This window comes from Enterobacter sp. CPE_E890 (genome assembly GCF_046521475.1).
Taxonomy (GTDB): domain Bacteria; phylum Pseudomonadota; class Gammaproteobacteria; order Enterobacterales; family Enterobacteriaceae; genus Enterobacter; species Enterobacter adelaidei.
In genome coordinates, this window is record NZ_JBKFZW010000001.1 from 130048 (window position 1) to 156666 (window position 26619).

Consider the following 26619-nt stretch of genomic DNA (forward strand, 5'->3'; position numbering starts at 1 on the left):
ATGGCGCGGCTTTCAGGCTAGTAGGGAATTGTTTTTCTTACCCTACATAACCCTACTTATCCCTACTAAATCACTTCAACGGCATTTTACTGCCTGTTTTATTTGGTAGGGATATGTAGGGATAAGTAGGGATAAGTATATATATCCCTACCAGTCTACAAACCCCGTCATTACTGGCCTTAAATGACTTTGTAGGGATAGGTAGGGATAAATCAGGGGTAAACTATTCTTCGCCCCCTTCGGCGGTGCTGCTGCCATATGCTCGCGGTATAAACTCCTCAGCCATCTCGTTATAGCCCACGTTGGTTTGCGCTCTGCCGTTAATGCTTCGCGTCAGGTAGCTGGCTCGGTACTCTTTTGCTGCTGATTTTATGGCGCGTGAAAACTTATTGACGGAAAGCGGTTTACCCAGCCCGTGATACTCCATAAACGCCAGGTAAAGATGATAAAGATACGCCCTCGGCTCTGGCTGGCCTGCCCATGTACCTCCGCCCATCATCATGCCTTTGGGTTCGTTCATGAAAAAAAGTGCCGCACACATATCGATAACCGGATCTGTGCCGCGTTTAACGTCTAGCGCCTCCTGAGAATCGCGCTGCTCAAGTAATAGTGCTTTTGCTTTGTTCTGGTCGGCAAAGGTGGTTAGCAGGTGGCGGATAATCACCGGGATTTCTCGCCTGATTTTTGCGGTTAAATCCGGGTCTTTGTCTGCGTCTGATACCGGGTTATTAAACGGGAATATCACGCGGCGGCGGGCAATGCCCCCGTTTCGCTCCGTGAATGTCATCGGCTCGTTATTGGTTGCCATAACAACGGCATTTAGCACGGTTGTGAACTGCTTTTCATATTTCCCATCAATCTCTACCGGATCGCCGCCCGTAATGGCCTTAATCCCCGCACCCTCTCCAACATAGCGGGTCTGGTCAGGCATGATAATGAGACTTTTGCCCACGAACTGCGCCCTTCCTCGAGCGGTGTCCAACGTCATCATGCTACCGCTGGCGGTGTTGTGTTCACCTGCCAGCGTGGTTGCTATGCTGCTGAATACGGATTTCCCACTGCCGCCCTCGCCAGTTACCTCAATGAATAGCTGCCAGTCGTGACGCTTCGCCAGCACCATAAACAAGGCTGCTTTGATACGCTCGGCCTTATGATGGTCGCCAGCCGTTGCATGATTCAGCCAACGGGTAAAATCGGGGGCGCTGGTGGAAATATTCTCCCCCGGCGCTGGCGGGGTGTAGGTGATCCCATTGTGGTTCATCAGCCAGTTACCAGGCGAATGGGCGGAAAACGTCTGTGCGGCGAGGTCATAAACGCCGTTATCAAAACCAATCAGATCCCCGCTCCGCTCACCAATTACCGGGATTTGCAGTTTCATGGTTGCGACAACCGATTTAATCCCCTTTTCGGTGTAGTGGGCTTCGTGCTCGTCGAAAATTGCCACCATAACCCTTTCTAATTCGCTGTCTGGTAGCTTCACCCATACGCCAGATTCGTAGCAGTAAACAGCGCCACTATCAGGGTTAACCGCCAACATATCCCAGCGAGATGAAAGCAACCGCGCTTTCTGGCTGGCTGCCATTTGTGCAATATCTCCGGCATCGGCTTTACGGCGGGATTTACCGCCCTCAATGGCCTGTAGTTGTGGTTTCACGGCATCCCCCTGAATCTGGTACATCGAATCGTTAAAAGCGGCTGTAGCGGCTTCCAGCCCGTTTTGCTGGCGGTAGTCGTCCCAGTCGGCTTTATGGTCTGTCGGCGGCAGCGCCACCCAGCCAGCCACGGATAAAGCTGCTTTCTCTGCGGCCTCCTTCCCGATGTTGGTGGCTCCGGTTTCGGAGGCTGCTGTAGGGTGGTCGTTATCTGCGGCGATAATAATTTGCGACTGCGGGTATTTCCGGCGCATTACTCCGGCAACGTGGATCAGGTTCCCGGCGTCAATTGCCGCCACTGTGAGCGCCTCCGGGCGCATCAGGTGAACAGACAGAGCGGTAGCCAGCCCCTCGGCAATTAATACGCTCTGCGGCTGTTCTGGTGCGTTTACGGCGTGATATGCCCCGCGCTTCGCTGAACCTGTCAGAAGTCGCTTCTCTCCCTGCGGTGTAATGGTCTGCGCTGCTGCCACTGCGCCGGATTCGTCCACCAGCTCCAGCAATAACGAACCATCCGGCATAACCGGATAGTTAAACCCGGTCAGCCCTTTTGATTGCAGGTACTCAGATTCGCCCCGTGTGACGCTCTGGCGCATTCCGGCATACAGACGGGCAAACGTAGCCCTTCGCTGCTCTGCGTCCTCTGCTGCCTGTTTCTGGCGCTCAGACTCCATTTGCTCCCGCCTCTGGCTGGCTGCTGTCGGGTCGGTTTCCGCTGCCCGGTAATCAATACCCAGCACATCAGCGGCAAGGTGCGCCGCCTCCGTGGTGTCGCAGTTGTTAACCCGCTTGATTAAATCCAGCCCGTCGCCCGCGCCGCACTGGTTGCAGATAAAGCTGCCGCGCCCGTTGTCGTCGAACCGGAAGCGATCCGTACCGCCACATGCAGGGCATGGGGCATGGCGGCGTGATGAATCAGGCACGTCGATAGACAGGCCAGCCAGTACATAAGGCCATCGCCCGGCGGCGGCACTGGTCACTTCGCGGATAAGGTCGATATTACGCATTCGTGTACCTCCCTCAGTGCGCCAGCGGCATTTCAGGCAAGCCGTTTTCATTCAGATCAGCAATGAATCCATCATGCAGCTCTGCCAGCGTTTCACGTCCGAACGGGGTCAGCTCGCCGCGCTCCGTGTCGATCATGGCCTGATAAAAAACAATGGCGTTCGCTGTTCCCTGCTCAACGCCGTAGCGCTCAATCATTGCGCCTTCCATGTTGTTAGCCATCGCCAGACGTTCCGCGAACGGGTAAACCACAATCCCCGCTGTGTCATTTGAATAAAACGTCACCAGCGACGATTTGCCGTCAGCCTCCGTGACGGTGGTTGTGCCGTTTTCGCGCTTCATCTCAGAAATGAACGTCGCAGCAATCAGCCAGCGCCACATGGTGACGTTATGCTGCGCGGTAAAGTCGAACCAGCCACGCGCCCCGCCATCAGCAACGGCAAAATGAATGGCGTAGCCGATATCGGGCGTATCGTCGTACTCTCCCGCATCCAGACGGCTTACAGCGCTCTCATAGGTGATAATGGCTACATGCTCATACATCCCGGCATCGTTGCGGGTCATGATATTGACGCCGTGCGGTGTGGCTTCGGCGTGGAATAAGTCGGGATTTCCCGATTTAAAGTTCAGTACGTTGCTCATGCTTTATCCATCGCTTTTAAGTCCATGCCAGCCAATTCATCCTCTACTGAATCCATCAATTCGGGGATACCATCCAGAAGGGAAATGATTGCGCCGATTAATTTAGCCGTGCCGCTATCGTTTTTATTCGTCGCCTCAAGCCAGAGAGACAGGACTTCCTGCGCCTGTTGGATACGGCAGGTTGAATCGGCCAGGGATACTTTGCTCATGCTGCCACCTCCAGACGGATACGGCCTGCAAAGAAACAGACGTGATCCCGCGCCAGAGTGCGGCGGGCTTCGCGCTCAGTTTCAGCAGCAATGTGATGGATTTTTGCGGTAATTGTTGGCATGTCGCGGCGAACGGCTGCGATTAGCCAGATAAATTGTGGATTTTGGGTAGGGGTAGTAGCCAGCATAGCGGCAGCCTCTGTGGAATGATGTTTGAAATCACCACCAAAGACGCCAATCACTGGTGGTGAACTGAACGAGGTTGGCGTACCGGCTTCCACAGATACCGGCGCATCTTTCGATGCCCTCGCCCAGCCCACCATTGAAGGATGTAGCCGTGCGACGCACACAAAAAAACCGCATTTAGCGCGGTTGTGCGCTGTGGATAATTGCAGGACGCCAATCCCGGCACCAGATTCTGCTGGTGCTCTATAACCATAAACCGGGTTGGCGATAGTCGGCAAGCCCTTTTTTATGGACTCCAGAAACTCACCTTCGCGCACGCGCGTACTTCTCCGAAAACTCCCGCCAGTAGAATGATTTCCCCCTCGCGTAGTGATGTCAGAAAAACCTTCCTCGCGTGCGTGTACTGGTGCAAAAAGTCCCGTGCGCGTACTGGTCTCGAAACTCTCCTCGTTACCACGACGAGAAAATGAGGAGCTGGCATTAGCTGGCACTGTTATGCCAGCTTTACCCTCATGCGCGTGCACGATCCCGCGCAAGGTACACATCAGGCCAGCCAGGGGAAAGGCTTTATTCTGGACGGCGGGCATTAGTGAACCTCCGGCAATTGAGGCTGATATTTGCGCCATAACTCAGCTTCTTCGGCGATCAGGCGGGACTTCTCACCTTTGCAGGCTTGCAGGTCTTTACCGCGCTTGCTGGCCTTCTTGTCGTAAGCTGCTTTGCGTTTGCTGTGGTCGTTCAGGAAGGCGAACGGCACACCATAGGAGCCAGTTTTACGAATAGACGGGATAACCTCGCGGAATACCCAGTTAGTGAAACGATGTGCGAACGTTCCGGCGGTGCTGGCCTTCCGGCTGCGGGCGATTAATTTGTAAAAGCCCGATTCGCAGACAGTACGCATAACCTGCAATCCACCGGGGGTGGGTGTTAAACACACCCCCTTTTCATCGGCATCTAATCGCCTCAATGCGACTTTGTGATCGGCTATTTCCAGTGCCTCACAAACATCTTTGGCGATAAACCACGGATCGCCATCCATATTGACGATGCGAACTTTGATACCCTCAAACCGGATAACGGAAATATCCCCTTTGACTGCTTGAGGAATTTTTTTCTGGCTAACGTAGGATTGTGGGGCGGCCTCCGAATTGAATCGGCTTTTTTCGATTTTCATTTGTCAGGCTCCGTTAGGCGGCGTTAAACGCGTCCGGGTAGAGGTTCAGAATGTCGGTAATATCCTGCTGAGATAACCCGTGATGTTCATTAATGGCGGCGTTATGGTTCACAAGCTGGATCACCTTGAGAACATCGCCACGGCAGGAAAAGCGGTAGCGCAGGTGTGCGCCGATACCATCCGGGTTTTTCTCGTCGATACGCTCCAGTTGAATATCAAGCTGGCGCTCCAGTTCAGACGCATAATTACGCCCGGATGAAAGACGGCAGTAGCGCAGAATATCATTTTCTGTCCATCCCTCTACGCCAGTGCGCAGCATATAGACGCGGGCGCGGTGTTTCTTTGGGGTTCGCTTAGGTACTTGTACCGGGCTGGTGGTCGGCGTAATATCAGACGTGCGAATATCTGAGTTAGCCGCCTGCTGTACGGGGCGGTTTTTCTTTTTCATTACGCCACCTTCCCGCGACGTTCTGCCAGCCAGTTATTAATCTCTACCGCATCAAAGGCGGTCACGTTATCGGTGAGCTTCACCGGGCGCGGCAGCGTGCCGTTCTTAACCCAGCGGTCAATGGTTGGCATGGAAACACCAAGAAGTTCCGGCATACGGAAACGACGGATGTATCCAGTAGTGGGAAGTGCTGATTGTGCTGCTTGATGGGCTGTCATATGTCCCGTAACTCCTATGATAGCTGGTGTTACGGGCATTTAAGGCAAAAAAGACCCTCCTGTGAATTACACTAAATTTAATATCATGATGCTAATTTTTAGTATCTGACTACTTGGGCTTTCCTGCTGTAGTGCGATCCATGGGCTTGCGGTTCATATCTGAGATTATTTTTTTTAGATAGTCGATAGACGGCTCGGAATAACCTGCACCAACAGATAGCCAATGATTTATTGTTGCGTTAGCCCAAGCATCATTTGTGTCTATACCGTTAATATTTTTACATTCATCAGGAAAGGTATTGCGTGTGTATATAAGAGCCATCAGACAGTTCTCTCTATTCTGACTAAATCTTTTAGTATTCCCATGCTCTTGTATTTCATTCACTGTATTAACAGTGTTTTTTAGAGGGGAATGATATCTTGGGGTTATAGCTGTGCAATTATCTATACAATCTCTAACACGCAGAAACCAACCCCTTGAAATGTAAATACTATCAAGAGAGATCACTTCTTCATCTTGACGCATTATTTCTGTCTTTATTTCTTCAGGGTTGCTGAAAATATCGCTAGGTAAATCAAATTTGTGAGCTTCTCCTAAAAGGATTGACTCAACGGTATCTGAATTGTCGTAATCAACACAATCATGCGAAGCGGTAAGTAACGGGCCAATCTTTGAAGATCCATAACGTAATACTCCATTTATTGTGCCACTGTTAAGATGCCAAATCCCAGATGCTAAGCCAGTGTTATACCTAACTCCGTGGAGTTCTTTTTCTTGACCGTCATAGAGCACTGGGTCGATAAGATAAAAGTGTGAGTTTTTGAGGCAATTAGTATCTTGTATTACTTTATCTTGCGCCCAGGCTTCCTTATTGATAAATCCGGCCAAAACGCAAGGTATACCATCTAAGATCACACCTAAGTGAATTGCTCCAGATGCCCCCATAAGCAATAAGTCATTGGTTTCAATTTCCAGTAACTCTGAGGCTCTGACGATATGGAAATAAGTGTTTGGAGGAATTTTTTTCATTTACTCATCCATTTTTTAATTGAAGTGACGTTGTAATCTTCGCCATGTTCCAGCGCTACCAGCAAATCACACCACTGCGCCAGCGCCGCTTTACGCTCATCAAAATACTGGTGACGGTTATAGATACCCTCCACGCCTTTAATTTTGTGATTAAGGCATCTTTCAGCCACTACCGGATCAACGCCCAGCGCGGCTAAATGGGTGCGGGCTGTGCGCCGGAAGTCGTGAATAGTGAAGTTAGGAACGTCCGGCATTTCATGGCGAACCTTTGCCAGCGCAACGGGCAGGGTACTTTCCTGAATATGGGGAATCATCCGGCTTTGCATCTTTCTGGCTGGCAGCACCCATGCTGTATTGCATGAGAAGGTGTGAAGCTCCCGTAGCCATGCAACTGCTGGTGGGGGTAACGGTATGTCGATAGCATCGCCGTTTTTGCTGCGTTCTTCGGGTAAGTGCCAGATTGCCCGGTCTAGGTCGAACTCTTCCCAGCGGGCAGCGCACAATTCCATCTTACGCACGCATAAGGTCAGTAGTAGCTTGAAGGTAAGCTCGTTCTGGCGGCTGAATCCCTTCGCCATACGCATGGCCTGAAACAGCCTGATCAGTTCTTCACGGGTTAACCATCGGTCACGGGCAACCTCTTTCCCTCCAGCGTCGGCAACCTCAAACGCAGAACAGGGGTTTATCTCCAGCGCGTGTCGTTTAATCCCATAATCGAATATGCGGCGTGTCCATCTCAGCACGTCCGTTGCTATGGTCGGCGCTCCACGGTCAACAATACCTTTCAGCATGTCGTCGATATGGCGCGGCTTTACGTCCTCAACCTTCATGCTGCCAATGCAGGGGTTTATATCTTTGTCGATACGGCGGCGGAGTATATCGGGGTGCTTCCAGCGCGGCAGGATCTGACGCTCAAAGTATTCAGCCGCCAACTCTGAAACGCGCATGGCGTTCTTCTCAGCTTCCATCTTCGCCAGTGCTTCGGTTTTGCGTTCCTGCTTCTCCCCCGCAACGTCATAGCCCAGCGATACACGCGCCGATAATTCTTTGGCGGATTCCCTGGCTTTGGCTAATGACAGTTCAGCATAAGAGCCAATCAGCATAGCGCGAGACTTCCCGGCAAGTTTATAGCGGAATCTCCATGTAGGGATTTTGTCGGCTTCACGGTAACGCAGGTATAAACCGTTTCCGTCTGCCCGCCCCTCGAATCGCTCCCCGCTCTTAATCCATGCGCGGATCTGCATATCAGTCAGTTTTGGCATTTTGCGAATATCCAAACTTTGAATAGGGGGTGTACCCAAAGTGATGTACACAAACCTCATTGGGTACACCTTTGTGTACACCATAATCATGCGCTTTGTTGCGTCGTTATGATAGCCCATGATAACAAAAAAGCCCGCTGGTTTGCGGGCTTGATGTGATTTATGCGTCGTCTTGAATCTTGCTGATAGCTTACTCGATATTCTGGATCTGCTCGCGCATTTGCTCAATCAGAACCTTAAGTTCAATCGCTGAGTTGGTTACTTCGGCATTGATCGACTTAGACGCCAGGGTGTTCGACTCGCGGTTGAACTCCTGCATCATAAAGTCCAGACGGCGGCCCACAGCTTCCTTCTTCTTCAGGATGTTGTAGGTCTCTTTAACGTGCGCTTCCAGACGATCCAGCTCTTCAGCTACGTCAACGCGCTGCGCCATCAGCACCAGCTCTTGTTCCAGACGGTTATTTTCCAGCTGAACTTCGGCTTCTTCCAGTTTGGCGACCAGGCGCTCGCGCTGCCATTGCAGCACTTCCGGCATATGGGTGCGCACTTTCGCTACTTCAGTGCTAACGCCTTCAAGACGCTGCTCAATCATCGCCTTCAGTGCCTGACCTTCGGTTTCGCGGGCAACGATAAAGTCATCCAGGGTGCTGTCAAGGGCACTGAGAATTTCAGCGGCAATGGCATCCAGGTCCTGCTCACCGGCGGCCATGACGCCTGGCCAGCGCAGAATATCAACCGGGTTGATTTCGCCTTCATCGCTCTGCATTTTGACCCAGTTCGCTGCATTAACGAGCTGTTTTGCCAGTTTTTCGTTGAGGATCAGTTCGCCCTGCGCGCTGGCATCAGGCTCAAAACGCAGGTTACATTCCACTTTACCGCGCGTCAGACGCGTACGGATTCGCTCACGTACGACGGGCTCAAGGCTGCGGAACTGCTCCGGCATACGGAAATAGGTTTCCAGATAGCGCTGGTTTACCGAGCGCATTTCCCAGGTAGCGCTACCCCAGCTACCCTTGATTTCACGCCGGGCGTAGGCGGTCATACTGCGGATCATAGATATTCCCGTTTTTAAAGGAGAGATGGGGGGATTATAGCTTTCGGGGGCTTCTCAGGATAGGAATAAGCGTCCTTTATCCGTATAATGCGCAGCCACATTCGTTTCAAGCCGGAGAATTCATCATGCGTCCAGCAGGTCGTAGCGCCAATCAGGTGCGTCCCGTCACCCTGACCCGTAACTATACAAAACACGCTGAAGGCTCCGTGCTGGTTGAGTTTGGTGACACCAAAGTACTGTGTACTGCATCTATTGAAGAAGGTGTTCCGCGCTTTCTGAAAGGTCAGGGCCAGGGCTGGATCACGGCTGAATACGGCATGCTGCCGCGTGCGACCCATACCCGTAATGCCCGCGAAGCGGCAAAGGGTAAACAGGGTGGCCGTACCATGGAGATTCAGCGTCTGATCGCGCGTGCGCTGCGCGCCGCCGTTGATCTGAAAACCCTCGGTGAATACACCATTACCCTTGACTGTGACGTGATTCAGGCAGACGGCGGTACGCGTACGGCGTCGATTACCGGTGCCTGTGTAGCGCTGGCCGATGCCCTGAATAAACTGGTTGCAGCCGGTAAGCTGAAAACCAATCCAATGAAAGGGATGGTTGCAGCCGTTTCCGTGGGTATCGTTAACGGTGAAGCGCTTTGCGATCTGGAATACGTGGAAGATTCCGCTGCCGAGACGGACATGAACGTGGTGATGACCGAAGACGGTCGCATCATTGAGGTGCAGGGCACTGCAGAAGGTGAGCCATTCACCCATGAAGAACTTCTTACCTTGCTGGCTCTGGCCCGAGGGGGAATCGAATCTATCGTAACGACGCAGAAGGCGGCGTTAGAAAATTGATTTTAAAGGCGACCAATGAGTCGCCTTTTTTTTGCCTGTAAGACAGACAAACCAAAGGAGCAAATCCATGAAATCGTATCAGCGCCAGTTTATTGAGTTTGCGCTTAACAAGCAGGTACTTAAGTTTGGCGAATTTACGCTGAAATCCGGGCGTAAGAGCCCTTATTTCTTCAACGCCGGGCTGTTTAATACCGGGCGCGATCTGGCATTGTTAGGCCGTTTCTATGCCGAAGCGCTGGTGGATTCCGGGATTGATTTTGACCTGCTGTTTGGCCCGGCCTATAAAGGCATTCCGATTGCGACCACCACAGCGGTGGCGCTGGCAGAACATCACGACCGCGACGTGCCATACTGCTTTAACCGCAAAGAGGCCAAAACCCACGGTGAAGGTGGGAATCTGGTCGGCAGCGCGTTGCTGGGTCGCGTCATGCTGGTCGATGATGTGATCACTGCTGGCACAGCAATTCGTGAATCTATGGAAATTATCCAGGCCAATGGCGCGACGCTTGCAGGCGTGCTGATTTCTCTGGATCGTCAGGAACGTGGTCGCGGAGAGATCTCTGCCATTCAGGAGGTGGAGCGCGATTACAACTGTAAAGTGACGTCGATTATCACCCTGAAAGATCTGATTGCGTATCTGGAAGAGAAGCCTGAGATGGCGGACCATCTTGCAGCGGTACGCGCATATCGAGAAGAGTTTGGCGTGTAATGTTATTGCCCGGAAGCGCTACGCTTACCGGGCCTACGGCGTTACTGCAATTGGGCAGCCACTAACGGCCAGCGGGCGTCAAAATCGTCCGTTGGACGGTATTTGAATTCGCTACGCACAAAGCGGGAGAGCATCCCTTCACAAAATGCCAGAATCTGGCTTGCCAGCAGCGTCTCATCCGTGTTGTACCCTTCCCCTTCACGCATTTTCTTCTCACGCAGAACCTGGCGCAGTTGCGCTTCAATACGCTCGAAAAGCTGGTTAATGCGGCCCTGCAGTCTGTCCTGCTCAAACATCAGTGCGTGACCGGTCAGGATACGGGTTAAGCCCGGATTGCGTTCACCAAAGCCCAGGATTAACAGCACAATCAGACGCAGACGCGCGGTGGTGTCTTTTTCGTCTTTCAGAATCAGGTTGATGCGCGTGATCAGGCTGTCTTCGATAAACTCGATCAGGCTGTCGAACATCCGGGTTTTGCTGGGAAAATGACGATACAGCGCCGCCTCAGACACGCCTACAGAAGCGGCCAGTTTCGCGGTGGTGATGCGTTGACTGCCATCGCTGGATTCAAGCATCAGAGCCAGAGATTGAAGTATTTCTTCGCGACGATTCCTTTTCGCGGTTTGTTTTTCTGCCATGTTACAAAATACCCCTGAAAATAAGCACTTGCCAGGCTGGCATCCACACAGCGACCGCAAACTGAGGCTTGCGGTTTGTTATTGCATTATGGCGCTGTGGGACGCGTATTTATTGGGCGATTATTTACGCCCGGAATGGCCGAAGCCGCCTTCGCCACGGTCGGTGGCGTCAAAGTCTGCCACCAGGTTAAATTCTGCCTGTACCACCGGTACGAAGACCATCTGCGCAATACGCTCGCCAGGTTCAATGGTGAAGCTGTCCTGACCACGGTTCCAGACGGAGACCATCAGTTGACCCTGGTAGTCGGAGTCGATCAGGCCAACCAGGTTACCCAGCACAACGCCATGCTTATGGCCCAGGCCAGAACGTGGCAGGATCACTGCGGCGAGTGATGGGTCAGCAATGTGGATCGCCAGACCCGTCGGGATCAGAGTAGTGGCACCCGGAGCCAGTTCTACGGCGTCATCGAGACAGGCTCGCAGGTCAAGTCCGGCAGAGCCGGAGGTGGCATAGGTTGGCAGCGGAAATTGCTCGCCAACACGCGGGTCCAGAATCTTAACGTCGATTTTTTTCATCATAACGGGTAACGATCTCGTCCAGTAATTGTTGGCCCAGGAGTTCCTTGCGCTCAAGCGGTAAGACTTTATCTCCATCCTGCCAGAAAAGGTGCAGTGCGTTGCTGTCGCTGTTAAATCCTTGCGTGGCCAGCGATACGTCGTTCGCGCAAATCAAATCGAGGTTTTTGCGGGTACGTTTTTGCCGGGCATATTCTTCCACATTATTTGTTTCTGCGGCAAACCCAACAACGTAAGGTCGATGGCTTTTTAGTGCGGCAACACCGGCAACGATATCCGGGTTTTTCACCATTTTTATTGTTAATTCATCACCTTGCTTTTTGATTTTAGCCTCGGCGATGGTCTCGGCGCGATAATCTGCGACGGCCGCACAGCCGATAAAAATCTGTTGGTTTTGCGCATGTGCTTGTACTGCGGCTTCCATTTCCAGCGCGGTAGTCACATCAATGCGCTGAACAAACGGCGGTGTAGGTAATGAGACCGGGCCGCTCACCAGCGTAACGTTTGCACCGCGCTTTGCTGCCGCTGCCGCAATCGCAAAGCCCATTTTACCGGAGCTGTGGTTAGTGATGTAACGCACCGGATCCAGCGGTTCACGCGTTGGGCCCGCGGTAATCATGATATTGAGATGTTGCAGATCGTTGACAGGGGAAAAATGGGCTGCAGCCATATCAACGATAGTCAGCGGGTCGAGCATACGTCCTGGGCCGATATCACCACAGGCCTGACTGCCGCTATCCGGTCCCCAAATTAACAGGCCACGAGCGGCCAGCGTCTCCAGATTATGCTGGGTGGCGGCATTGCGATACATCTGCTGGTTCATCGCGGGTACGACGGCGACGGGGGCAGGCGTGGCCAGGCAAATGGTTGAGACCAGGTCATTTGCCATGCCGGCCGCCACACGAGCGATTAAATCTGCCGTGGCAGGGGCAAGAATAACCAGGTCAGCCCATTTCCCAAGCTCAATATGGCCCATCGCAGCTTCGGCTGCCGGATCAAGCAGGCTGTCAGATACCGGGTATCCTGAAACGGCCTGCAGGCTCAATGGAGTGATAAAGGCTTTACCGCCTTCGGTGATCGCGACCCGCACATCGGCTCCACGCTCACGCAGACGACGCACCAGTTCCGGCGCTTTATAAGCAGCAATACCGCCGCTCACGCCAAGAACGATTTTTTTACCGGCCAGGCTCATCATGATTCTTTCCTGTTGGGGTTCACCAGAGAGCGGGCATTTTATCACAATCCCTAATATGGGGTGATTTTGTCCTTCGGACACTTTGCGAGGCGTTACGCAAGATTGCAACGTCGCCGTCGAGCGCCTGTCTGGCTTGTGGCAGCATGAGAGGAAAAGGGAGAAAGAGCATGGAAGAAGAGGATGAGCAGTTGCTGCCGCGCGAAAAACTGCTGCGTTATGGAGTAACCCTGTTAAAAGACGATGAGCTCCTGGCGCTCTTTTTACGTACCGGCACCCCCGGAAAAACGGTATTTACGCTGGCAAAAGAGCTGATAGGGCATTTTGGTTCACTGTATGGCTTGTTGACTGCCGACCTGGCTCAGTTTAAGCACGTCGAGGGGATCGGCGTGGCGAAATATGCTCAATTGAGGGGCATTGCCGAACTTGCACGGCGTTTTTACAATGTCCGTCTGGAAGAAGAGGATCCAGTTCTGACCCCAGAAGGCGCGCGTGAATTCCTGCAAAGCCAGCTGGCGGATGCGGAGCGCGAGATCTTTATGGTGATCTTTCTCGACAACAGAAACCGGATACTGAAACATAGCCACCTCTTTTCGGGCACATTGAGCCACGTTGAGGTACATCCGCGTGAAATTGTGCGCGAAGCGATAAAAGTGAATGCAGCCGGCGTGATCCTCGCGCATAATCACCCCTCTGGCTGTGCACAACCGAGCAGAGCTGACAAAGAAATTACCGAACGCATTATCAAATGCTGTCAATTCATGGACATTCGTGTGCTGGACCATCTGATAATTGGCCGCGGAGAGTACATTTCTTTTGCAGAACATGGCTGGATTTAGGCTATTTCTCGCGATCCATCGGGATCTTTGTCTGTTCGGGACTTGAGCACACCGCCGAGTCAGCGTATACTACGCCACCTTTGAGAATCTCGGGTTTGGCATTTGGGCCTGGCAATCGAGAGTTCACTTAGAACTATGCGATGACCGGGCTGTAAAGCCTGACGAGGCGCCGATACCCCATACGAAGCTCGAGCTAATTTGATTTTTGGAGAATAGACATGTCCCGAGTCTGCCAAGTTACTGGCAAGCGTCCGGTGACCGGTAACAACCGTTCCCACGCACTGAACGCGACTAAACGCCGTTTCCTGCCGAACCTGCACTCTCACCGTTTCTGGGTTGAGAGCGAGAAGCGTTTTGTCACCCTGCGTGTATCTGCTAAAGGTATGCGTGTAATTGATAAGAAAGGCATCGATACAGTTCTGTCTGAACTGCGTGCCCGTGGCGAAAAGTACTAAGTACTTAAAGAGGAAATAAATCATGGCTAAAGGTATTCGCGAGAAAATCAAGCTGGTTTCTTCTGCTGGTACAGGTCACTTCTACACCACCACGAAGAACAAACGTACTAAGCCGGAAAAACTGGAACTGAAAAAATTCGATCCAGTTGTACGCCAGCACGTACTGTACAAAGAAGCTAAAATCAAATAATTTTAGTCTCCTTGTATTGAAAAACCCCGCAACTGCGGGGTTTTTTGCATTCTGTATCTCAACGGAGGAACCATGCCAGAATTACCAGAGGTAGAGACTAGCCGCCGCGGTATTGAGCCGCATCTGGTCGGTGCGACTATTCTTCATGCGGTTGTCCGTAATGGGCGTCTTCGCTGGCCGGTTTCCGATGAGATCCATGCGTTAAGCGACAAACCGATCCTCAGCGTTCAGCGTCGCGCCAAGTATCTGCTGCTGGAGCTGCCCGACGGCTGGATTATTATCCATTTGGGGATGTCCGGGAGCCTGCGTATCCTCACTGAAGAACTGCCATCGGAAAAGCACGACCACGTCGATCTGGTCATGAGTAACGGCAAAGTGCTGCGTTACACCGACCCAAGACGCTTTGGTGCATGGTTATGGACTAAAGAGCTTGAAGGTCACAGCGTGCTGGCGCATTTGGGGCCAGAGCCGCTCTCAGACGCGTTTAATGCGGAATACCTGAAAGAGAAGTGTGCGAAGAAGAAAAGCCCGATTAAGCCCTGGCTGATGGATAACAAGCTGGTGGTCGGCGTGGGGAATATCTATGCCAGTGAATCACTGTTTGCTGCCGGGATCCATCCCGATCGGCTGGCCTCTTCGCTGTCTGCGCAAGAGTGCGAGCTGCTGGTGAGGGTGATTAAAGCGGTGCTGCTGCGTTCCATTGAGCAGGGCGGAACAACGCTGAAGGACTTCCTGCAGAGTGACGGTAAGCCCGGTTATTTTGCTCAGGAGCTACAGGTATATGGCCGTAAAGGTGAGCCATGCCGCGTGTGCGGAACGCCGATTATCGCAACGAAGCATGCCCAGCGCGCCACGTTTTATTGCCGTCAGTGCCAGAAATAGGGCTACTTTAACTTTTCCATCAACGCCTGATGGACGTTAACCGGCAGGAAATGGGTCACATCGCCGTGATGCCGTGCAACTTCTTTCACCAGCGTGGAAGAGATAAATGACCACTCTTTGGAAGGCATCAGAAACACGCTCTCCAGCTCCGGCATCAGGTGGCGGTTCATGTGCGCCAATTGCATCTCGTACTCAAAATCTGCCACTGCGCGTAAGCCGCGGATCAGGATATTAGCCTGCTGGGCGCGGGCGAAATTAGCCATCAGGTCACTGAAGCCCACCACCTCAACGTTCGACAGATGTGAGATCGCATCGCTGGCGAGCTGTACGCGCTCGGGCAGATCGAACATCGGTTTCTTACTGGGGCTGGCGGCTATCGCCAGAATCACCTTGTCAAACATACTCGCCGCACGGGTGATAATATCAAGATGACCGTTAGTGATGGGATCGAAGGTACCCGGATAAATCGCTTTTGTGCTCATGGCTCACGTTTTCTCTGAGTAGCCGCGGCTAAGCGCCCACAGCTCGGTGTATTTGTTGAAAGTATACTGGGCATTCACCACCGCCAGTAACCAGCCCTGTTTACCATCCAGAACGCCGCCACGTAGCAGCAGCGTTTTCAGAAACGCGCCCAGCGTGTGGGTGAAGATACCGGTCAACGTGGCCTTCTTGCCGCGCTGATGACGTTCCTGCGCCCATGCGGTGGCATAGTTGAGCTGTTTACGCTGGAAGCTGGCGAAATCGCGGCAGGTCAGGTGCAGTAAATCACCGTTTAAGGCGACTACCGGGGCGGTTTCGCAGGCCAGGGATTCATGCACCAGGTTATCGTTGTACTGATAACGCTCGCGCTCGTACAGGCGCATCACGCGGTCAGGGTACCAGCCGCTGTGGCGCATAAACCGGCCGAGAAAGTAGTTACGACGCGCGATGCTGTACACCGCACCTGGCTGCGGCGCAGAGAGCACACTCTGAATCGCCTGCTGGAGTTCTGGCGTGATGCGCTCGTCGGTATCGAGCATCAGGACATAATCACCAGTGGCGTGTCCCTGCGCGCGCTGGCGCTGGATGCCATAGCCTTGCCAGTCTGTGTCGATAAAGACCTTTGCGCCCGCTGCACGGGCAACATCCACCGTGTTGTCCGTGCTGCCGGAATCAAGCACGATAATTTCGTCGGCCCAGGCGACAGAGGCCAGGCAATCGGGAAGCAGGTCGGCGGCGTTTTTGGCGATCATCACGACCGACAGACGCTGAGACATTAGTGGCTCCGCTGAGGCAGATAAGGTTGCAGAAGCTGCAGCAGACGGGTCAGTGCGCCCTGATTCTGATGCAGCACTTCGACGGCATGGCGACCGTACCACAGACGGTAATCTTCGTCGGTCAGTAAGGTCGAAACCTCTTTGACCACTGAGTCCGCATCGGTCACGGTAATTAAACCATCGGCTTGCTGCAATTTAGCGCAGATATCTTTGAAATTAAATGTATGCGGCCCCATCAGCACCGGAATCGCATGCGCCGCTGGCTCCAGCGGGTTATGACCACCGCGCTCGACCAGGCTGCCGCCGACAAAGGCGAGGTCGGCAATGCCGTACAGCAGCATCAGTTCGCCCATCGTATCGCCAATCACCACCTGGGTGCTGCTGGACGGGATCTCGCCGCTGCTACGCAGGGTGAAACTGAAACCGCCTTTTTGCACCATCTCGCGGGCGTCTTTGAAACGTTCCGGGTGACGAGGCACCAGAATGAGCAATAAATCCGGGAATTTTTCCAGCAGCTTACGGTGTGCTTGCAGGATGATCGCTTCTTCGCCGTCGTGGGTACTGGTCGCAATCCAGACCTGACGACGCGGCGCCCACTGGCGGCGCAGTGTCACCGCTCGGGCAGCGAGTTCAGGTGTGACCGAAATATCGAATTTCAGACTGCCGGTTACCGCGAGCTGATTGCGCTTAAGACCAAGAGAGACAAAGCGTGCGGCATCTTCTTCGTTTTGCGCGGCAATTAGCGTGATCTGGCTCAGCAGGCGGCGCATAAATTTGCCCAGCTTGCCGTACCCTTTCGCCGAGCGTTCTGACAGGCGCGCGTTGGCAATCACCAGCGGAATTTTACGGGCGTGCAGGGCGGAAATCATGTTTGGCCACAGCTCGGTTTCCATCACGATCACAAGCTTTGGGCGAACAGTTTCGAGGAAACGGTTCATGGCGCAGGGCAGGTCGTAGGGCAGATAGACGTGATGCACGTCTTTACCAAATGCGGACATCACGCGCTCAGAGCCGGTTGGGGTCATGGTGGTGACGGTGATCGGCAAAGAGGGATAACGATGGCGCAGGGCGCGTACCAGCGGAATAGCCGCCAGCGTTTCGCCAACCGAAACGGAATGCAGCAAAATACCGTCCGGCGCGACTTTATTGCGGCAAAAGCCATAGCGCTCAGCCCAGCGTTTACGATACGCAGGTGCTTTACGGCTACGAAGCAACAGTCTCAGCCACACCAGTGGCTGAATGATGTAGAGCAGGGCGGTATACAACAATTCCAAGCGATTATCCGTTTTTTTAGTTTCGGCGGGCAAATTCTAAGCATTTAAGCCAGGTAAAGCTATCTCTTATGCCAGATACCGCTTTAAACGGAAATAACGGCGACCCAGGCGCCAGTGCTGGCGAAGCCCACGGGCGTTTTTCCAGATAAGCGTCCAGATCCCGCGATCGAACAGTTCCTGAATAATTTCACGCTTTTTGGCTGCATCACCAATGTTGTTAATCGCGTGCAGAATACCCAGACCCTCTTTCGCGATTTGCCACTGGCAGGCGGGCACGCGGCGTACGGCATCCGGGTAGCGCTGGTTGATAACGTCCAGCATCTCAAGGATTTTCATATAGTGACGCGCGTTACGCATCCGCGTGTCATCCGTGCCTGGCGTGTGTGATACCGAGGCGGAATGGATGAGATAGTCGTAGAACGTTTCGTCGGTGTACTGAACGCGTTTTGCGGTAAGCAGCACTTCGGTCGTCCACGGGATATCCTGATGACGCAGTCCATGCTCAAACGTGAACCCCTGCGCTTTAATAAAGGCGTGGCGGTAAATATTCAGCCAGGTCACATGCAGGAATTTACGCGAAGCCAGCGCGCGCTGAAGCCAGGTTGGGCCGTCCAGCACGTCGGTGGACTGCAGCTTGTCGGACGGGAAGATTTTTTTCGACGGTCTACCGTCATCATAAATATAGGTGCCGTTACAGGTGGCAACGTCGAGATCGTTTTTCTTCGCCATCTCAAGCAGGCGTGGGTACATGCCCGGGTAGATCACATCGTCGATGTCCGGAAACGCGACATATTCGCCAGTTGCCTCTGCCAGACCGGTGTTACGGGCGGCAGAGACGCCCTGGTTGGCCTGTTCGATAACCTTGTAATACGGAAATTCACTGGCATATTGCGCAATGATGGCCGCAGAGTTATCACTTGACCCATCGTCCACAACGACCAGTTCCAGACTGTCCAGATGTTGAGCTTTGATGCTGTCGAAAAATGCACTCAGGAATTTTTCACCGTTATAGACGGCGACTACAAGGCTCAATAAAGGTGTGTCGGACATGCTTTCTCCGTTGTGTTCAGGGCAGGCCACCCATGTTGGTGGTACCATTCGTGCTGTATTATATCCGGTGGATACTAAAAACATATGCCTGGAGGGACAAAGATCCCCTCAGGCGGCAAATTAGCGTCATGCTGGCGAGATTCTTAACAGGAAATGTATGCATATTGTTCACACTGAAGCAGACGGCGGCAAAGGCGGACAGCCTCTGCGCATTATTAACGAATCGCTCGGGATGATTCAGCGTGGCCATCAGGTGACCCTTCTTTGCCCGGAAACTGCACCGCTGCATACGCTGGCGCGTGATGCTGGGTTGACGGTTGTCACGATGCCGTTGAAACGTAAGAACCTTAAAAACCTGCAGTTGCTGCGCCGCTGGCTGAAGGATAACCGCCAGTCTATTGATGTCATCAATAGCCATAACTCGGCGGATACCTGGCTGGTGGCACTGGCGAATCTGACGCTCTCTAATCCTGTGCCACTGGTCCGTACCCGCCATGCTTCAGGTGTACCGCGTAACAACTGGACGACGCGCTGGCTGTTCCGTAAAGCCTGTGCGCATATCGTCACGACCGGCGAAGCGCTGCGTCATCAGGTGGCGAATATTGGTGTCCCGATGTCCCAGAGTACGTCGGTGCCGAGCGGTGTGGATACGCAGCGTTTCCGCCCGGGAGATAAGTACGAAGCCCGTGCGCATTGTGGTTTGTCGCAGGAGGATTTCTGGCTGGGTGTGGTGTCGCATCTGCGTCCGAACAAAGGCCATAGCGTACTGCTGCGCGCCCTGGCGAAAATCGACAATCCGCAGATTAAGCTGGCGATCGTCGGTGAAGGTTCACATAAAGCGACGCTGGAACAGGAAATTGTCGCGTTGGGATTACAGCAGCGTGTAGTGATGGCGGGGCATCAAAGCGATCCGGAGAGCTGGTTCCCGGCGTTTGATATTGCGCTAAGCCCTTCGCACGATATGGAAGGTGTACCCCAGGGCGTCCTGCAATCGCTGGCATCTCGCATTGCCACCATCGCGACCGATGCCGGCGGGACGGGTGATGCGGTGATTGATGGCCAGACGGGGATTCTGGTCGCACAGCGTGATGAAAATGCGCTGCACGATGCCATCATTAAGCTGTATGACGACGCATCCCTTCGCGAGAAGCTGGCGCAGCAGGGTTATGATTACCTGAGCACCCACTTTACTCGCGAATGTATGCTGGACGCGATGGAGAAAGTCTTCTCTGAAGCGGCTCAGCGCAGCAGATCGCGATAAAGCGCCTGTAGCTCTTTTGCCATTCTGTCCAGGGTGTAGGGTTCAGCTGTTGCGCGCGCCGCCGCTGAATAATCAACGCCCTGGTCACGGCCTTTCAGCCACTGGGCGATAGCCTGCTGGTAGCCTTCACTGTCCAGCGCATCACGCACCCAGCCGTTCTGTCCTTCAGTTATCCACTCTGCCGCGCCGCAGCCGTGGCTGGTGAGCAGCGGCAGACCGCAGGCCAGCGCTTCCACGCAGACATTCGGGAACGGATCGTAGAGCGTCGGCAGAATAAGTGCGTCCGCCGTACCGTAAACTTCCCGCACATCCGCAACCGGCCCCAGGAACTTCACCCGCGAAGAAACTCCCAGCGTCTGTGCCAGCTTTTCGAATTTGCGCGCGTGTTTATCTCGTCCGGCAATCAGTAGCCAAACGTCAGGATGAGGCACGATGGCACGCAGCGCGGTCGCAACACCTTTACGACTGAAACCGGACCCGACATACGCCAGCACTGGCGCATCCTCCGGGATGCCGAGCGCAGTACGCTGCGATAACGAGCGGACATTCGGGCTGAAATGCGCCGTATCCACGCCGTTGTAGATAACGGTCAGTTTGTCATCCGTCAGCGCGAAGCGGCGGGCGATGTCATCGCGTACCATCTTTGAGTTACAGATCACCTTGCGCAGTTGCGGATGGGTAAACATCTGCGCTTCAGCCTGCAAAATATAGCGGTGGTAACGGCTGAATGACTGCGCCCAGCGCGCCAGCGGCGACAGAATGCGGCCATACTGTTCAAGCCAGGTGGCGTGTACGCCGTCGCCTGCGCGGAAAATAGTTGCCCCGGGAATACGCTCATGACTTTGCACAATATCGAACTGAGCAAAATGCGAGGCCGCTTCCACCGCAAACCCAGATTCACGGGCGATACGGTTACGAAACGGCGGATTTACCGTCAGCGTTTTCCAGCCTGACGCATCTTCCCACTGGCGGGCAATCAACGTGACATCCAGGGTGGTATCCTGGGCCAGCACGTTTAAGGCGCGGGAAACGAAACGCTCCGCACCGCCGTTGGGGTTGTAGGTCTGTCGGACGATCGCCAGTTTCATGCCGGATATTCCAGCAGCAGGGTATCAATGGCGCTCAGCACCTGTTGCGGGGTAATGGCGGTGATGCAGTCGGAAACGCCACCGTCACCGCAACCCGCTTTGCCGCAAGGCTGGCAGGTAAATCCGGCGGTGATCACACGATAATTCACCCCCCACGGTGCCCACTTGATTGCCCCGGTTGGGCCAAAGATAGCCACGGTTGGGGTCCCCACGGCACTCGCGAGGTGCATCGGCATAGAGTCAACGCCGAAGTAGATACGCGCGTGTTTCATCAGGGCGCCGAGCTCTTTCAGGTTCAGCTGTCCGCTCAAATCAAACACCGGCTGGGTAAGCGCAGCGCGCAGCTCATCCATATACGCGGTTTCTTCTTTCGACGGCGCGGCTGAGAGGATAATCGGCAGGCCGCGAGCCGCCAGGTTATCGATGGTTGCTGCCAGCTTTTTGATATCCCAGGCCTTAAACATCCAGCGCGACGTCGGGTGCACCAGGATGTAGGATTTACTCTCCAGGCCAAACCCGGCCAGTTTCTCAGCGACGGAGGTTTCCGCCGCATCGCCCGGTACAAACAGGGTATGTTTGTCTTCAGCAGACTGCGGGTGGATCCCGATCCGGCGCAGGGCGTCCAGGTTCACTTCCACCATATGACGGCTGTTGTCCTGAATCGCCGGGTAGAGCGTGGTGAAGGATTTCACCCAGCGACGACGTGCCAGCCCACCGCGTTTATCCGGCTTAAAGCCGACGGAGACGCGTGGCTTCAGTCGACGCGCCAGACGCGCGCCGTGCCAGTGTTCGGTCAGGTTAATCAGCACATCGTACTGACGCCCTTTCAGCGTATTGACCAGGGCGCGATACAGACGGAATTGCTCGAACCAGCCCTTTTTGCGCCAGTTGCGACCAATGGTATGTACCTGATCGATATGCGGATGGCTGGTCAACATCGCCTGCGTGTCGTCGTAGACCAGCGCGTCGACTTCAACGTTTGGCCAGTTCTTTTTCAGTACGGTAAAGACCGGTGAGGTAAGCAGCACGTCACCGTGGTGACGCAGCTTAATGATCAGCACGCGCTTCGGTGGGCGCTCCGCTGAGAAAAAATCAGACATAGGCTCTCTCTGCTGCCAGCAAAGGCTCTAATTGTGCAAATACCGCAGCGGCACTAAGGTCGCTCAGCTGCGATGAATGTTCCGGGCGGCAGATATGTTGATTTTTTCCGTAGCCGCCGATAAGACCCGGGTCCGTTGGGCCGTAAAGCGTAATATTAGGTCTATCCAGCGCGGCCGTCAGGTGGCTCAGGCCAGTATCAACCGATACCACTGCCGTAGCACCCGCCAGCTCTTGTGCCACGCCGTCGAGCTTCATGCGTGGCAAGACGTCCACATAATCAAATCCTTCCGCCAGGCGTCTGGCGCGCGCTTCTTCATGCGGTGCCCCCCACGGCAGTTTGATGCGCAAACCTGCTGTGCCCAGTAAACCAATCAGCTCACGCCAGTGGGTTTCCGGCCAGTGTTTGTCATCCCGGGTAGTGGCATGGAGGAAAATGAGATAAGGGGAGCTATTTTGCCGTGAATTGTGAAGAAAATGCTGTGAAATGGCGTAATCACCCTGCACTTCAGGTTTTGTATAGCCCAGGCTTTTGGCAAACAGTTCACGGGTGCGTTCCACCGCGTGCTGCTGCTTAGCGATAGCGTGGCGACGGTTATAGAACAGGCTCGCCAGCGGTTCACGGGCGCTGTGCCAGTCCATGCCGTGCTTTACGCCGTGTGCCAGTCGTGTTACCAGCGCAGCGCTTTTGACCAGCCCTTGTGCGTCGATAATGGCATCGTACTGCTGAGCCTGCACCGCATCACGAAACGCTTTGCGTTCGGCTTTAATCGGTGCCGAGAACCACGCCTTACGCCAGCGGCGGATAGCCACCGGGATCACACGGTCGACCGCTTCATGCCAGGTGGGGATCTGCGCGAAGCCTTCTTCCACCACCCAGTCAAAACGAATGCCGGGAATGGCCTGCATGGCATCCGTCAGCGACGGCAGCGTATGCAGAACATCGCCCATCGAAGAGGTTTTAACGATCAATACCCGCATCCGTTATCCTTCTTCGCTCAACAGCAGTTCGTTGAGCTCTTCCAGCACGCGCTCTGGCGTAATGTCGATCAGGCTCTGGTGATAGCCTTCCGCCGCATCGCCTTTACGCACTTTGTGGTAGCCGGTGATCAGGCGAATAACACGCGCTTTGTGGGACAGCGGCGGGGTAAAGTCCGGGCTGCTTGGGCCATACAGCGCAACCAATGGGCGGTTTAGCGCCGCGGCGACGTGCATCAGACCGGAATCATTAGTGACCACGGCTTTACAGGCGGCAATCAGAATAACCGCTTGCTCCAGCTGGGTTTCCCCGGCCAGGTTGCGGCACCAGGCCTGCTGTTCTGTGCTCAGCGTGGCAAGGATTTCGTTACCGGCGTCGTGATCTTTTGCCGAACCGAACAGGACAATCTGATAGCCTTCGTCAATCAGCTGTTTTGCCAGCTCCGCATAGTGATAGTGCGGCCAGCGTTTTGCCGGGCCGAACTCTGCGCCAGGGCAGAAGCCGATCATCGGACGTTCGGCCGAAATGCCAAATGCGTTGCAGGTCTGGGATTTTTCGCCATCGTTAACCTGCAACTGCGGCCACAGCAGCGGCTGCGGCAGATCTTTCGCGCTGCGCATCACGCCTTTGTCGTAGGCCAGCGCGACATAGCGCTCTACCATCAGCGGCCAGGCCTCTTTATCCAGCACGCGGGCGTCGTTCAGCAGACCGTAACGCATTTCACCGCGCCAGCCTGTACGATGAGGCACGCCTGCAAAGAAAGGCACCAGGGCAGATTTGAAGGAGTTGGGCAGCACGTAAGCGCGATCGTAACGCTTCTCGCGCAGGCTGTGGCCGAGCTTGCGGCGTTCGCCGATTTCCAGCGCCCCGTGGCCGAGCGGCATTGGGATCGCCTCGTTAACTTCCGGCATACGCGATAACAACGGACGGCACCATGCAGGTGCCATCACGTCGATTATCGCCTGGGGATAGCGCGCCTTGAGCGTGCGATAGAGACTTTGCGACATCATCATGTCGCCCACCCATGACGGGCCGATCACCAGTATCTTCATGCTTGTTTCTTACGCGTCGCGGTTCAGCCAGGCCATATATTCCGTTACGCCTTCCGCAACGGTCTTGAACGGCTTGTCATAACCTGCTGCGCGCAGGTTGGTCAGATCAGCCTGAGTGAACGCCTGATAGCGGCCTTTCAGTTTATCCGGGAACGGAATGTACTCAATGCTGCCTTTTTTGTGGTACGCCAGGGTCGCGTCTGCAACAGCCTGGAAGGATTCCGCGCGGCCCGTACCCAGGTTAAAGATGCCAGACACGCCGTTTTCCCAGAACCACAGATTCACTGCGGCAACGTCGCCTACGTAGACGAAGTCACGCTTAAAGCCGTCGCTGCCTTCGAACAATTTCGGACTTTCACCATTATTCAGTTGGGTGTTCAGATGAAACGCGACGCTTGCCATGCTGCCTTTGTGCCCTTCGCGCGGCCCGTACACGTTGAAATAGCGGAAGCCCACAATCTGGGAATTCGCTTCAGGCAGAACCTGACGGACGTATTCGTCGAACAGGAACTTAGAGTAACCGTAGACGTTCAGCGGCTGCTCATATTCGCGGGATTCGATGAAGTCTGACGTACGACCGCCATAGGTTGCTGCTGAAGAGGCATACAGGAACGGAATTTCACGCTCCAGGCAGTAGTGAAGGATCTCTTTAGAGTACTGATAGTTGTTGTCCATCATGTACTTGCCGTCCCACTCGGTGGTGGAAGAGCATGCACCTTCGTGGAAGATTGCTTCGATTTCGCCGAACTCTTCACCTGCCATAATCTGGATAAGGAAGTCTTCTTTATCCATATAGTCAGCGATGTTCAGATCCACCAGGTTGACGAACTTGGTGCCATCTTTCAGGTTGTCAACCACCAGGATGTCGGTGATGCCTTTGTCGTTGAGAGCCTTAACAATATTGCTGCCGATAAAGCCTGCGCCGCCGGTAACGATGATCATAACTGTACCTTTGAAGTGTGGGGGCCGGGGACAATCCCGGACGCTAATGTGCTTATCATATCATTAGTATGGCTGCCCTTCAGCCATTCACCGACATAGCGCAAGGGTACACGTGATTTATGCTGCAAAAACGAGAAGAGATAATGTGTCATCTCGTCATGAACTATAGGTTTGGGTAATATGTCCCGAAATTTGCCGAGTCTGGAGAATTGCAATGCGTGGTGATTTTTACAAACAGTTAAATAGCGACCTCGAAACTGCACGTGCAGAAGGGTTGTTCAAGGAAGAGCGTATTATCACGTCTGCTCAGCAGGCGGACATCACCGTTGCCGATGGCAGCCATGTGATCAACTTTTGTGCGAACAACTACTTAGGTCTTGCGAATCACCCTGAGCTGATTGCCGCTGCGAAAAACGGCATGGACACCCACGGTTTCGGCATGGCTTCCGTCCGCTTTATCTGCGGTACCCAGGACAGCCATAAGCAGCTTGAGAAAAAGCTGGCGAGTTTCCTCGGAATGGAAGACGCCATTCTGTACTCCTCCTGCTTCGACGCCAACGGCGGTCTGTTCGAGACCCTGCTCGGCGCAGAAGATGCGATTATCTCCGACGCACTGAACCATGCTTCCATTATTGACGGCGTTCGTCTGTGCAAAGCGAAGCGTTTCCGTTACGCCAACAACGACATGGTTGAGCTGGAAGCGCGCCTGAAAGAAGCGCGTGAAGCGGGCGCTCGCCACGTGCTGATCGCCACCGACGGCGTGTTCTCCATGGACGGCGTGATTGCCAACCTGAAAGGCGTGTGCGATCTGGCGGATAAATATGATGCGCTGGTGATGGTTGATGACTCTCACGCGGTCGGTTTTGTCGGCGAGAATGGTCGTGGTTCCCACGAATACTGTGACGTGATGGGGCGTGTGGACATCATCACCGGTACGCTCGGTAAAGCACTGGGCGGTGCGTCTGGTGGCTATACCGCTGCGCGTAAAGAGGTGGTTGAGTGGCTGCGTCAACGCTCCCGTCCGTATCTGTTCTCCAACTCCCTGGCACCAGCCATTGTTTCTGCCTCTATCAAAGTGCTGGAGATGGTGGAGTCTGGGGCGGCGCTGCGTGACCGTCTGTGGTCCAACGCCCGTCTGTTCCGTGAAAAAATGAGTGCCGCAGGCTTTACCCTGGCCGGTGCTGACCACGCCATCATCCCGGTCATGCTGGGTGATGCGGTAGTCGCACAAAACTTTGCCCGCGAACTGCAAAAAGAAGGGATTTACGTCACCGGGTTCTTCTTCCCGGTGGTGCCAAAAGGTCAGGCGCGTATCCGCACCCAGATGTCTGCGGCGCATACGCCTGAACAAATTGAACGTGCGGTGGAAGCCTTTACCCGCATCGGAAAACAGCTGGGCGTAATTGCCTGAGGACG

The 26619-nt window shown here is 54.1% G+C and carries 30 protein-coding genes; 8 read left to right on the top strand and 22 right to left on the bottom strand.

Annotated features, from left to right (window positions below; genetic code table 11):
- Positions 1–223: 223 nt before the first annotated feature.
- The 10 genes from ACLHV9_RS00635 to ACLHV9_RS00680 all read right to left on the bottom strand — a co-directional run bounded on the left by ACLHV9_RS00635 (position 224) and on the right by ACLHV9_RS00680 (position 8880).
- Positions 224–2659: a primase-helicase zinc-binding domain-containing protein gene (locus ACLHV9_RS00635; RefSeq protein ID WP_410375938.1), complete on the bottom strand. Its 2436-nt coding sequence runs from the start codon at positions 2657–2659 to the stop codon at positions 224–226.
- A 13-nt stretch (positions 2660–2672) separates the two neighbouring features.
- Entirely contained in the window at positions 2673–3299 is a 627-nt protein-coding gene (locus ACLHV9_RS00640; RefSeq protein WP_407220044.1) for a hypothetical protein, read from the bottom strand.
- Complete coding sequence (locus tag ACLHV9_RS00645) at positions 3296–3508, bottom strand: hypothetical protein (protein WP_063448822.1); 213 nt, start codon at positions 3506–3508, stop codon at positions 3296–3298. Before ACLHV9_RS00645 ends, ACLHV9_RS00640 begins: the two co-directional genes overlap by 4 nt.
- The gene (locus tag ACLHV9_RS00650) at positions 3505–4320 is read right to left on the bottom strand and encodes a host cell division inhibitor Icd-like protein (protein WP_407220046.1); all 816 of its coding nucleotides are present in this window, start codon (positions 4318–4320) and stop codon (positions 3505–3507) included. Before ACLHV9_RS00650 ends, ACLHV9_RS00645 begins: the two co-directional genes overlap by 4 nt.
- The gene (locus ACLHV9_RS00655; protein ID WP_407220047.1) at positions 4281–4868 is read right to left on the bottom strand and encodes a Bro-N domain-containing protein; all 588 of its coding nucleotides are present in this window, start codon (positions 4866–4868) and stop codon (positions 4281–4283) included. Before ACLHV9_RS00655 ends, ACLHV9_RS00650 begins: the two co-directional genes overlap by 40 nt.
- Before the next feature lie 13 nt (positions 4869–4881).
- The gene (locus tag ACLHV9_RS00660) at positions 4882–5316 is read right to left on the bottom strand and encodes a hypothetical protein (RefSeq protein WP_045620578.1); all 435 of its coding nucleotides are present in this window, start codon (positions 5314–5316) and stop codon (positions 4882–4884) included.
- Positions 5316–5534 (bottom strand): helix-turn-helix transcriptional regulator, encoded by a 219-nt coding sequence (locus ACLHV9_RS00665; RefSeq protein WP_045620576.1) that lies wholly within the window; start codon positions 5532–5534, stop codon positions 5316–5318. The genes ACLHV9_RS00660 and ACLHV9_RS00665 overlap by 1 nt, the downstream gene beginning before the upstream one ends.
- A gap of 109 nt (positions 5535–5643) precedes the next feature.
- Positions 5644–6564: a hypothetical protein gene (locus ACLHV9_RS00670; protein WP_149278260.1), complete on the bottom strand. Its 921-nt coding sequence runs from the start codon at positions 6562–6564 to the stop codon at positions 5644–5646.
- Positions 6561–7886, bottom strand: a complete 1326-nt coding sequence (locus ACLHV9_RS00675) for a tyrosine-type recombinase/integrase (RefSeq protein ID WP_407220048.1) — start codon at positions 7884–7886, stop codon at positions 6561–6563. The genes ACLHV9_RS00670 and ACLHV9_RS00675 overlap by 4 nt, the downstream gene beginning before the upstream one ends.
- Positions 7887–8016: 130 nt before the next feature.
- A complete protein-coding gene (locus ACLHV9_RS00680) occupies positions 8017–8880 on the bottom strand; it encodes a YicC/YloC family endoribonuclease (protein ID WP_028017852.1) in 864 nt (287 codons plus the stop codon).
- Positions 8881–9005: 125 nt separating this feature from the next.
- Here ACLHV9_RS00680 and rph point away from each other — a divergent pair, with 125 nt between their 5' ends.
- Both rph and pyrE read left to right on the top strand, forming a co-directional pair.
- Positions 9006–9722: a ribonuclease PH gene (gene rph, locus ACLHV9_RS00685; protein ID WP_028017853.1), complete on the top strand. Its 717-nt coding sequence runs from the start codon at positions 9006–9008 to the stop codon at positions 9720–9722.
- A 67-nt stretch (positions 9723–9789) separates the two neighbouring features.
- Positions 9790–10431 carry an orotate phosphoribosyltransferase gene (gene pyrE / locus ACLHV9_RS00690; protein ID WP_407220049.1) on the top strand — a complete coding sequence of 214 codons (642 nt, stop codon included), beginning with the start codon at positions 9790–9792 and terminating at the stop codon, positions 10429–10431.
- Between the two features lie 41 nt (positions 10432–10472).
- Here pyrE and slmA read toward each other — a convergent pair whose 3' ends face one another.
- From slmA to coaBC, 3 genes are all read right to left on the bottom strand, one after another.
- Positions 10473–11069 carry a nucleoid occlusion factor SlmA gene (gene slmA / locus ACLHV9_RS00695; RefSeq protein WP_028017855.1) on the bottom strand — a complete coding sequence of 199 codons (597 nt, stop codon included), beginning with the start codon at positions 11067–11069 and terminating at the stop codon, positions 10473–10475.
- 120 nt (positions 11070–11189) lie between these two features.
- Positions 11190–11648: a dUTP diphosphatase gene (dut, locus tag ACLHV9_RS00700; protein WP_015570042.1), complete on the bottom strand. Its 459-nt coding sequence runs from the start codon at positions 11646–11648 to the stop codon at positions 11190–11192.
- A complete protein-coding gene (coaBC, locus tag ACLHV9_RS00705) occupies positions 11626–12837 on the bottom strand; it encodes a bifunctional phosphopantothenoylcysteine decarboxylase/phosphopantothenate--cysteine ligase CoaBC (protein WP_028017856.1) in 1212 nt (403 codons plus the stop codon). Before coaBC ends, dut begins: the two co-directional genes overlap by 23 nt.
- Before the next feature lie 170 nt (positions 12838–13007).
- Between coaBC and radC the strand changes: the two genes are divergently transcribed.
- The 4 genes from radC to mutM all read left to right on the top strand — a co-directional run bounded on the left by radC (position 13008) and on the right by mutM (position 15203).
- Positions 13008–13676, top strand: a complete 669-nt coding sequence (gene radC / locus ACLHV9_RS00710) for a RadC family protein (RefSeq protein ID WP_028017857.1) — start codon at positions 13008–13010, stop codon at positions 13674–13676.
- A gap of 218 nt (positions 13677–13894) precedes the next feature.
- The gene (gene rpmB, locus ACLHV9_RS00715; protein ID WP_002436699.1) at positions 13895–14131 is read left to right on the top strand and encodes a 50S ribosomal protein L28; all 237 of its coding nucleotides are present in this window, start codon (positions 13895–13897) and stop codon (positions 14129–14131) included.
- A 22-nt stretch (positions 14132–14153) separates the two neighbouring features.
- Entirely contained in the window at positions 14154–14321 is a 168-nt protein-coding gene (gene rpmG / locus ACLHV9_RS00720; protein ID WP_003024094.1) for a 50S ribosomal protein L33, read from the top strand.
- A 72-nt stretch (positions 14322–14393) separates the two neighbouring features.
- On the top strand, positions 14394–15203 hold the full coding sequence (gene mutM / locus ACLHV9_RS00725) for a bifunctional DNA-formamidopyrimidine glycosylase/DNA-(apurinic or apyrimidinic site) lyase (protein WP_407220051.1): 810 nt from the start codon (positions 14394–14396) through the stop codon (positions 15201–15203).
- 2 nt (positions 15204–15205) lie between these two features.
- Here the strand turns inward: mutM and coaD are convergent, their stop codons facing one another.
- The 4 genes from coaD to ACLHV9_RS00745 form a co-directional block, all read right to left on the bottom strand.
- Positions 15206–15685 carry a pantetheine-phosphate adenylyltransferase gene (coaD, locus tag ACLHV9_RS00730; protein ID WP_049006993.1) on the bottom strand — a complete coding sequence of 160 codons (480 nt, stop codon included), beginning with the start codon at positions 15683–15685 and terminating at the stop codon, positions 15206–15208.
- Between the two features lie 3 nt (positions 15686–15688).
- The gene (locus ACLHV9_RS00735) at positions 15689–16459 is read right to left on the bottom strand and encodes a glycosyltransferase family 2 protein (RefSeq protein ID WP_407220052.1); all 771 of its coding nucleotides are present in this window, start codon (positions 16457–16459) and stop codon (positions 15689–15691) included.
- Positions 16459–17733, bottom strand: a complete 1275-nt coding sequence (gene waaA, locus ACLHV9_RS00740) for a lipid IV(A) 3-deoxy-D-manno-octulosonic acid transferase (RefSeq protein WP_028017861.1) — start codon at positions 17731–17733, stop codon at positions 16459–16461. The genes ACLHV9_RS00735 and waaA overlap by 1 nt, the downstream gene beginning before the upstream one ends.
- Positions 17734–17799: 66 nt before the next feature.
- Positions 17800–18783: a glycosyltransferase gene (locus tag ACLHV9_RS00745; protein WP_049006989.1), complete on the bottom strand. Its 984-nt coding sequence runs from the start codon at positions 18781–18783 to the stop codon at positions 17800–17802.
- Between the two features lie 157 nt (positions 18784–18940).
- On the opposite strand from ACLHV9_RS00745, the gene ACLHV9_RS00750 reads away from it, so the two are divergent.
- The gene (locus ACLHV9_RS00750) at positions 18941–20044 is read left to right on the top strand and encodes a glycosyltransferase family 4 protein (protein WP_407220053.1); all 1104 of its coding nucleotides are present in this window, start codon (positions 18941–18943) and stop codon (positions 20042–20044) included.
- On the opposite strand, the gene ACLHV9_RS00755 is transcribed toward ACLHV9_RS00750, so the two are convergent.
- From ACLHV9_RS00755 to rfaD, 5 genes are read right to left on the bottom strand one after another with little or no spacing between them, the layout of a single operon-like run.
- Positions 20023–21132 carry a glycosyltransferase family 4 protein gene (locus ACLHV9_RS00755; protein WP_407220054.1) on the bottom strand — a complete coding sequence of 370 codons (1110 nt, stop codon included), beginning with the start codon at positions 21130–21132 and terminating at the stop codon, positions 20023–20025. The genes ACLHV9_RS00750 and ACLHV9_RS00755 overlap by 22 nt on opposite strands.
- A complete protein-coding gene (gene rfaQ, locus ACLHV9_RS00760; RefSeq protein ID WP_208595152.1) occupies positions 21129–22232 on the bottom strand; it encodes a putative lipopolysaccharide heptosyltransferase III in 1104 nt (367 codons plus the stop codon). Before rfaQ ends, ACLHV9_RS00755 begins: the two co-directional genes overlap by 4 nt.
- Positions 22225–23211: a lipopolysaccharide heptosyltransferase RfaC gene (gene rfaC / locus ACLHV9_RS00765; RefSeq protein WP_208595151.1), complete on the bottom strand. Its 987-nt coding sequence runs from the start codon at positions 23209–23211 to the stop codon at positions 22225–22227. Before rfaC ends, rfaQ begins: the two co-directional genes overlap by 8 nt.
- A 3-nt stretch (positions 23212–23214) precedes the next feature.
- A complete protein-coding gene (rfaF, locus tag ACLHV9_RS00770; RefSeq protein ID WP_028017867.1) occupies positions 23215–24261 on the bottom strand; it encodes an ADP-heptose--LPS heptosyltransferase RfaF in 1047 nt (348 codons plus the stop codon).
- Between the two features lie 9 nt (positions 24262–24270).
- Positions 24271–25203, bottom strand: coding sequence for an ADP-glyceromanno-heptose 6-epimerase (gene rfaD / locus ACLHV9_RS00775; RefSeq protein ID WP_008502707.1), 933 nt, complete (start codon positions 25201–25203; stop codon positions 24271–24273).
- A gap of 214 nt (positions 25204–25417) precedes the next feature.
- Between rfaD and kbl the strand changes: the two genes are divergently transcribed.
- Entirely contained in the window at positions 25418–26614 is a 1197-nt protein-coding gene (kbl, locus tag ACLHV9_RS00780) for a glycine C-acetyltransferase (protein ID WP_128348858.1), read from the top strand.
- Positions 26615–26619: the final 5 nt, after the last annotated feature.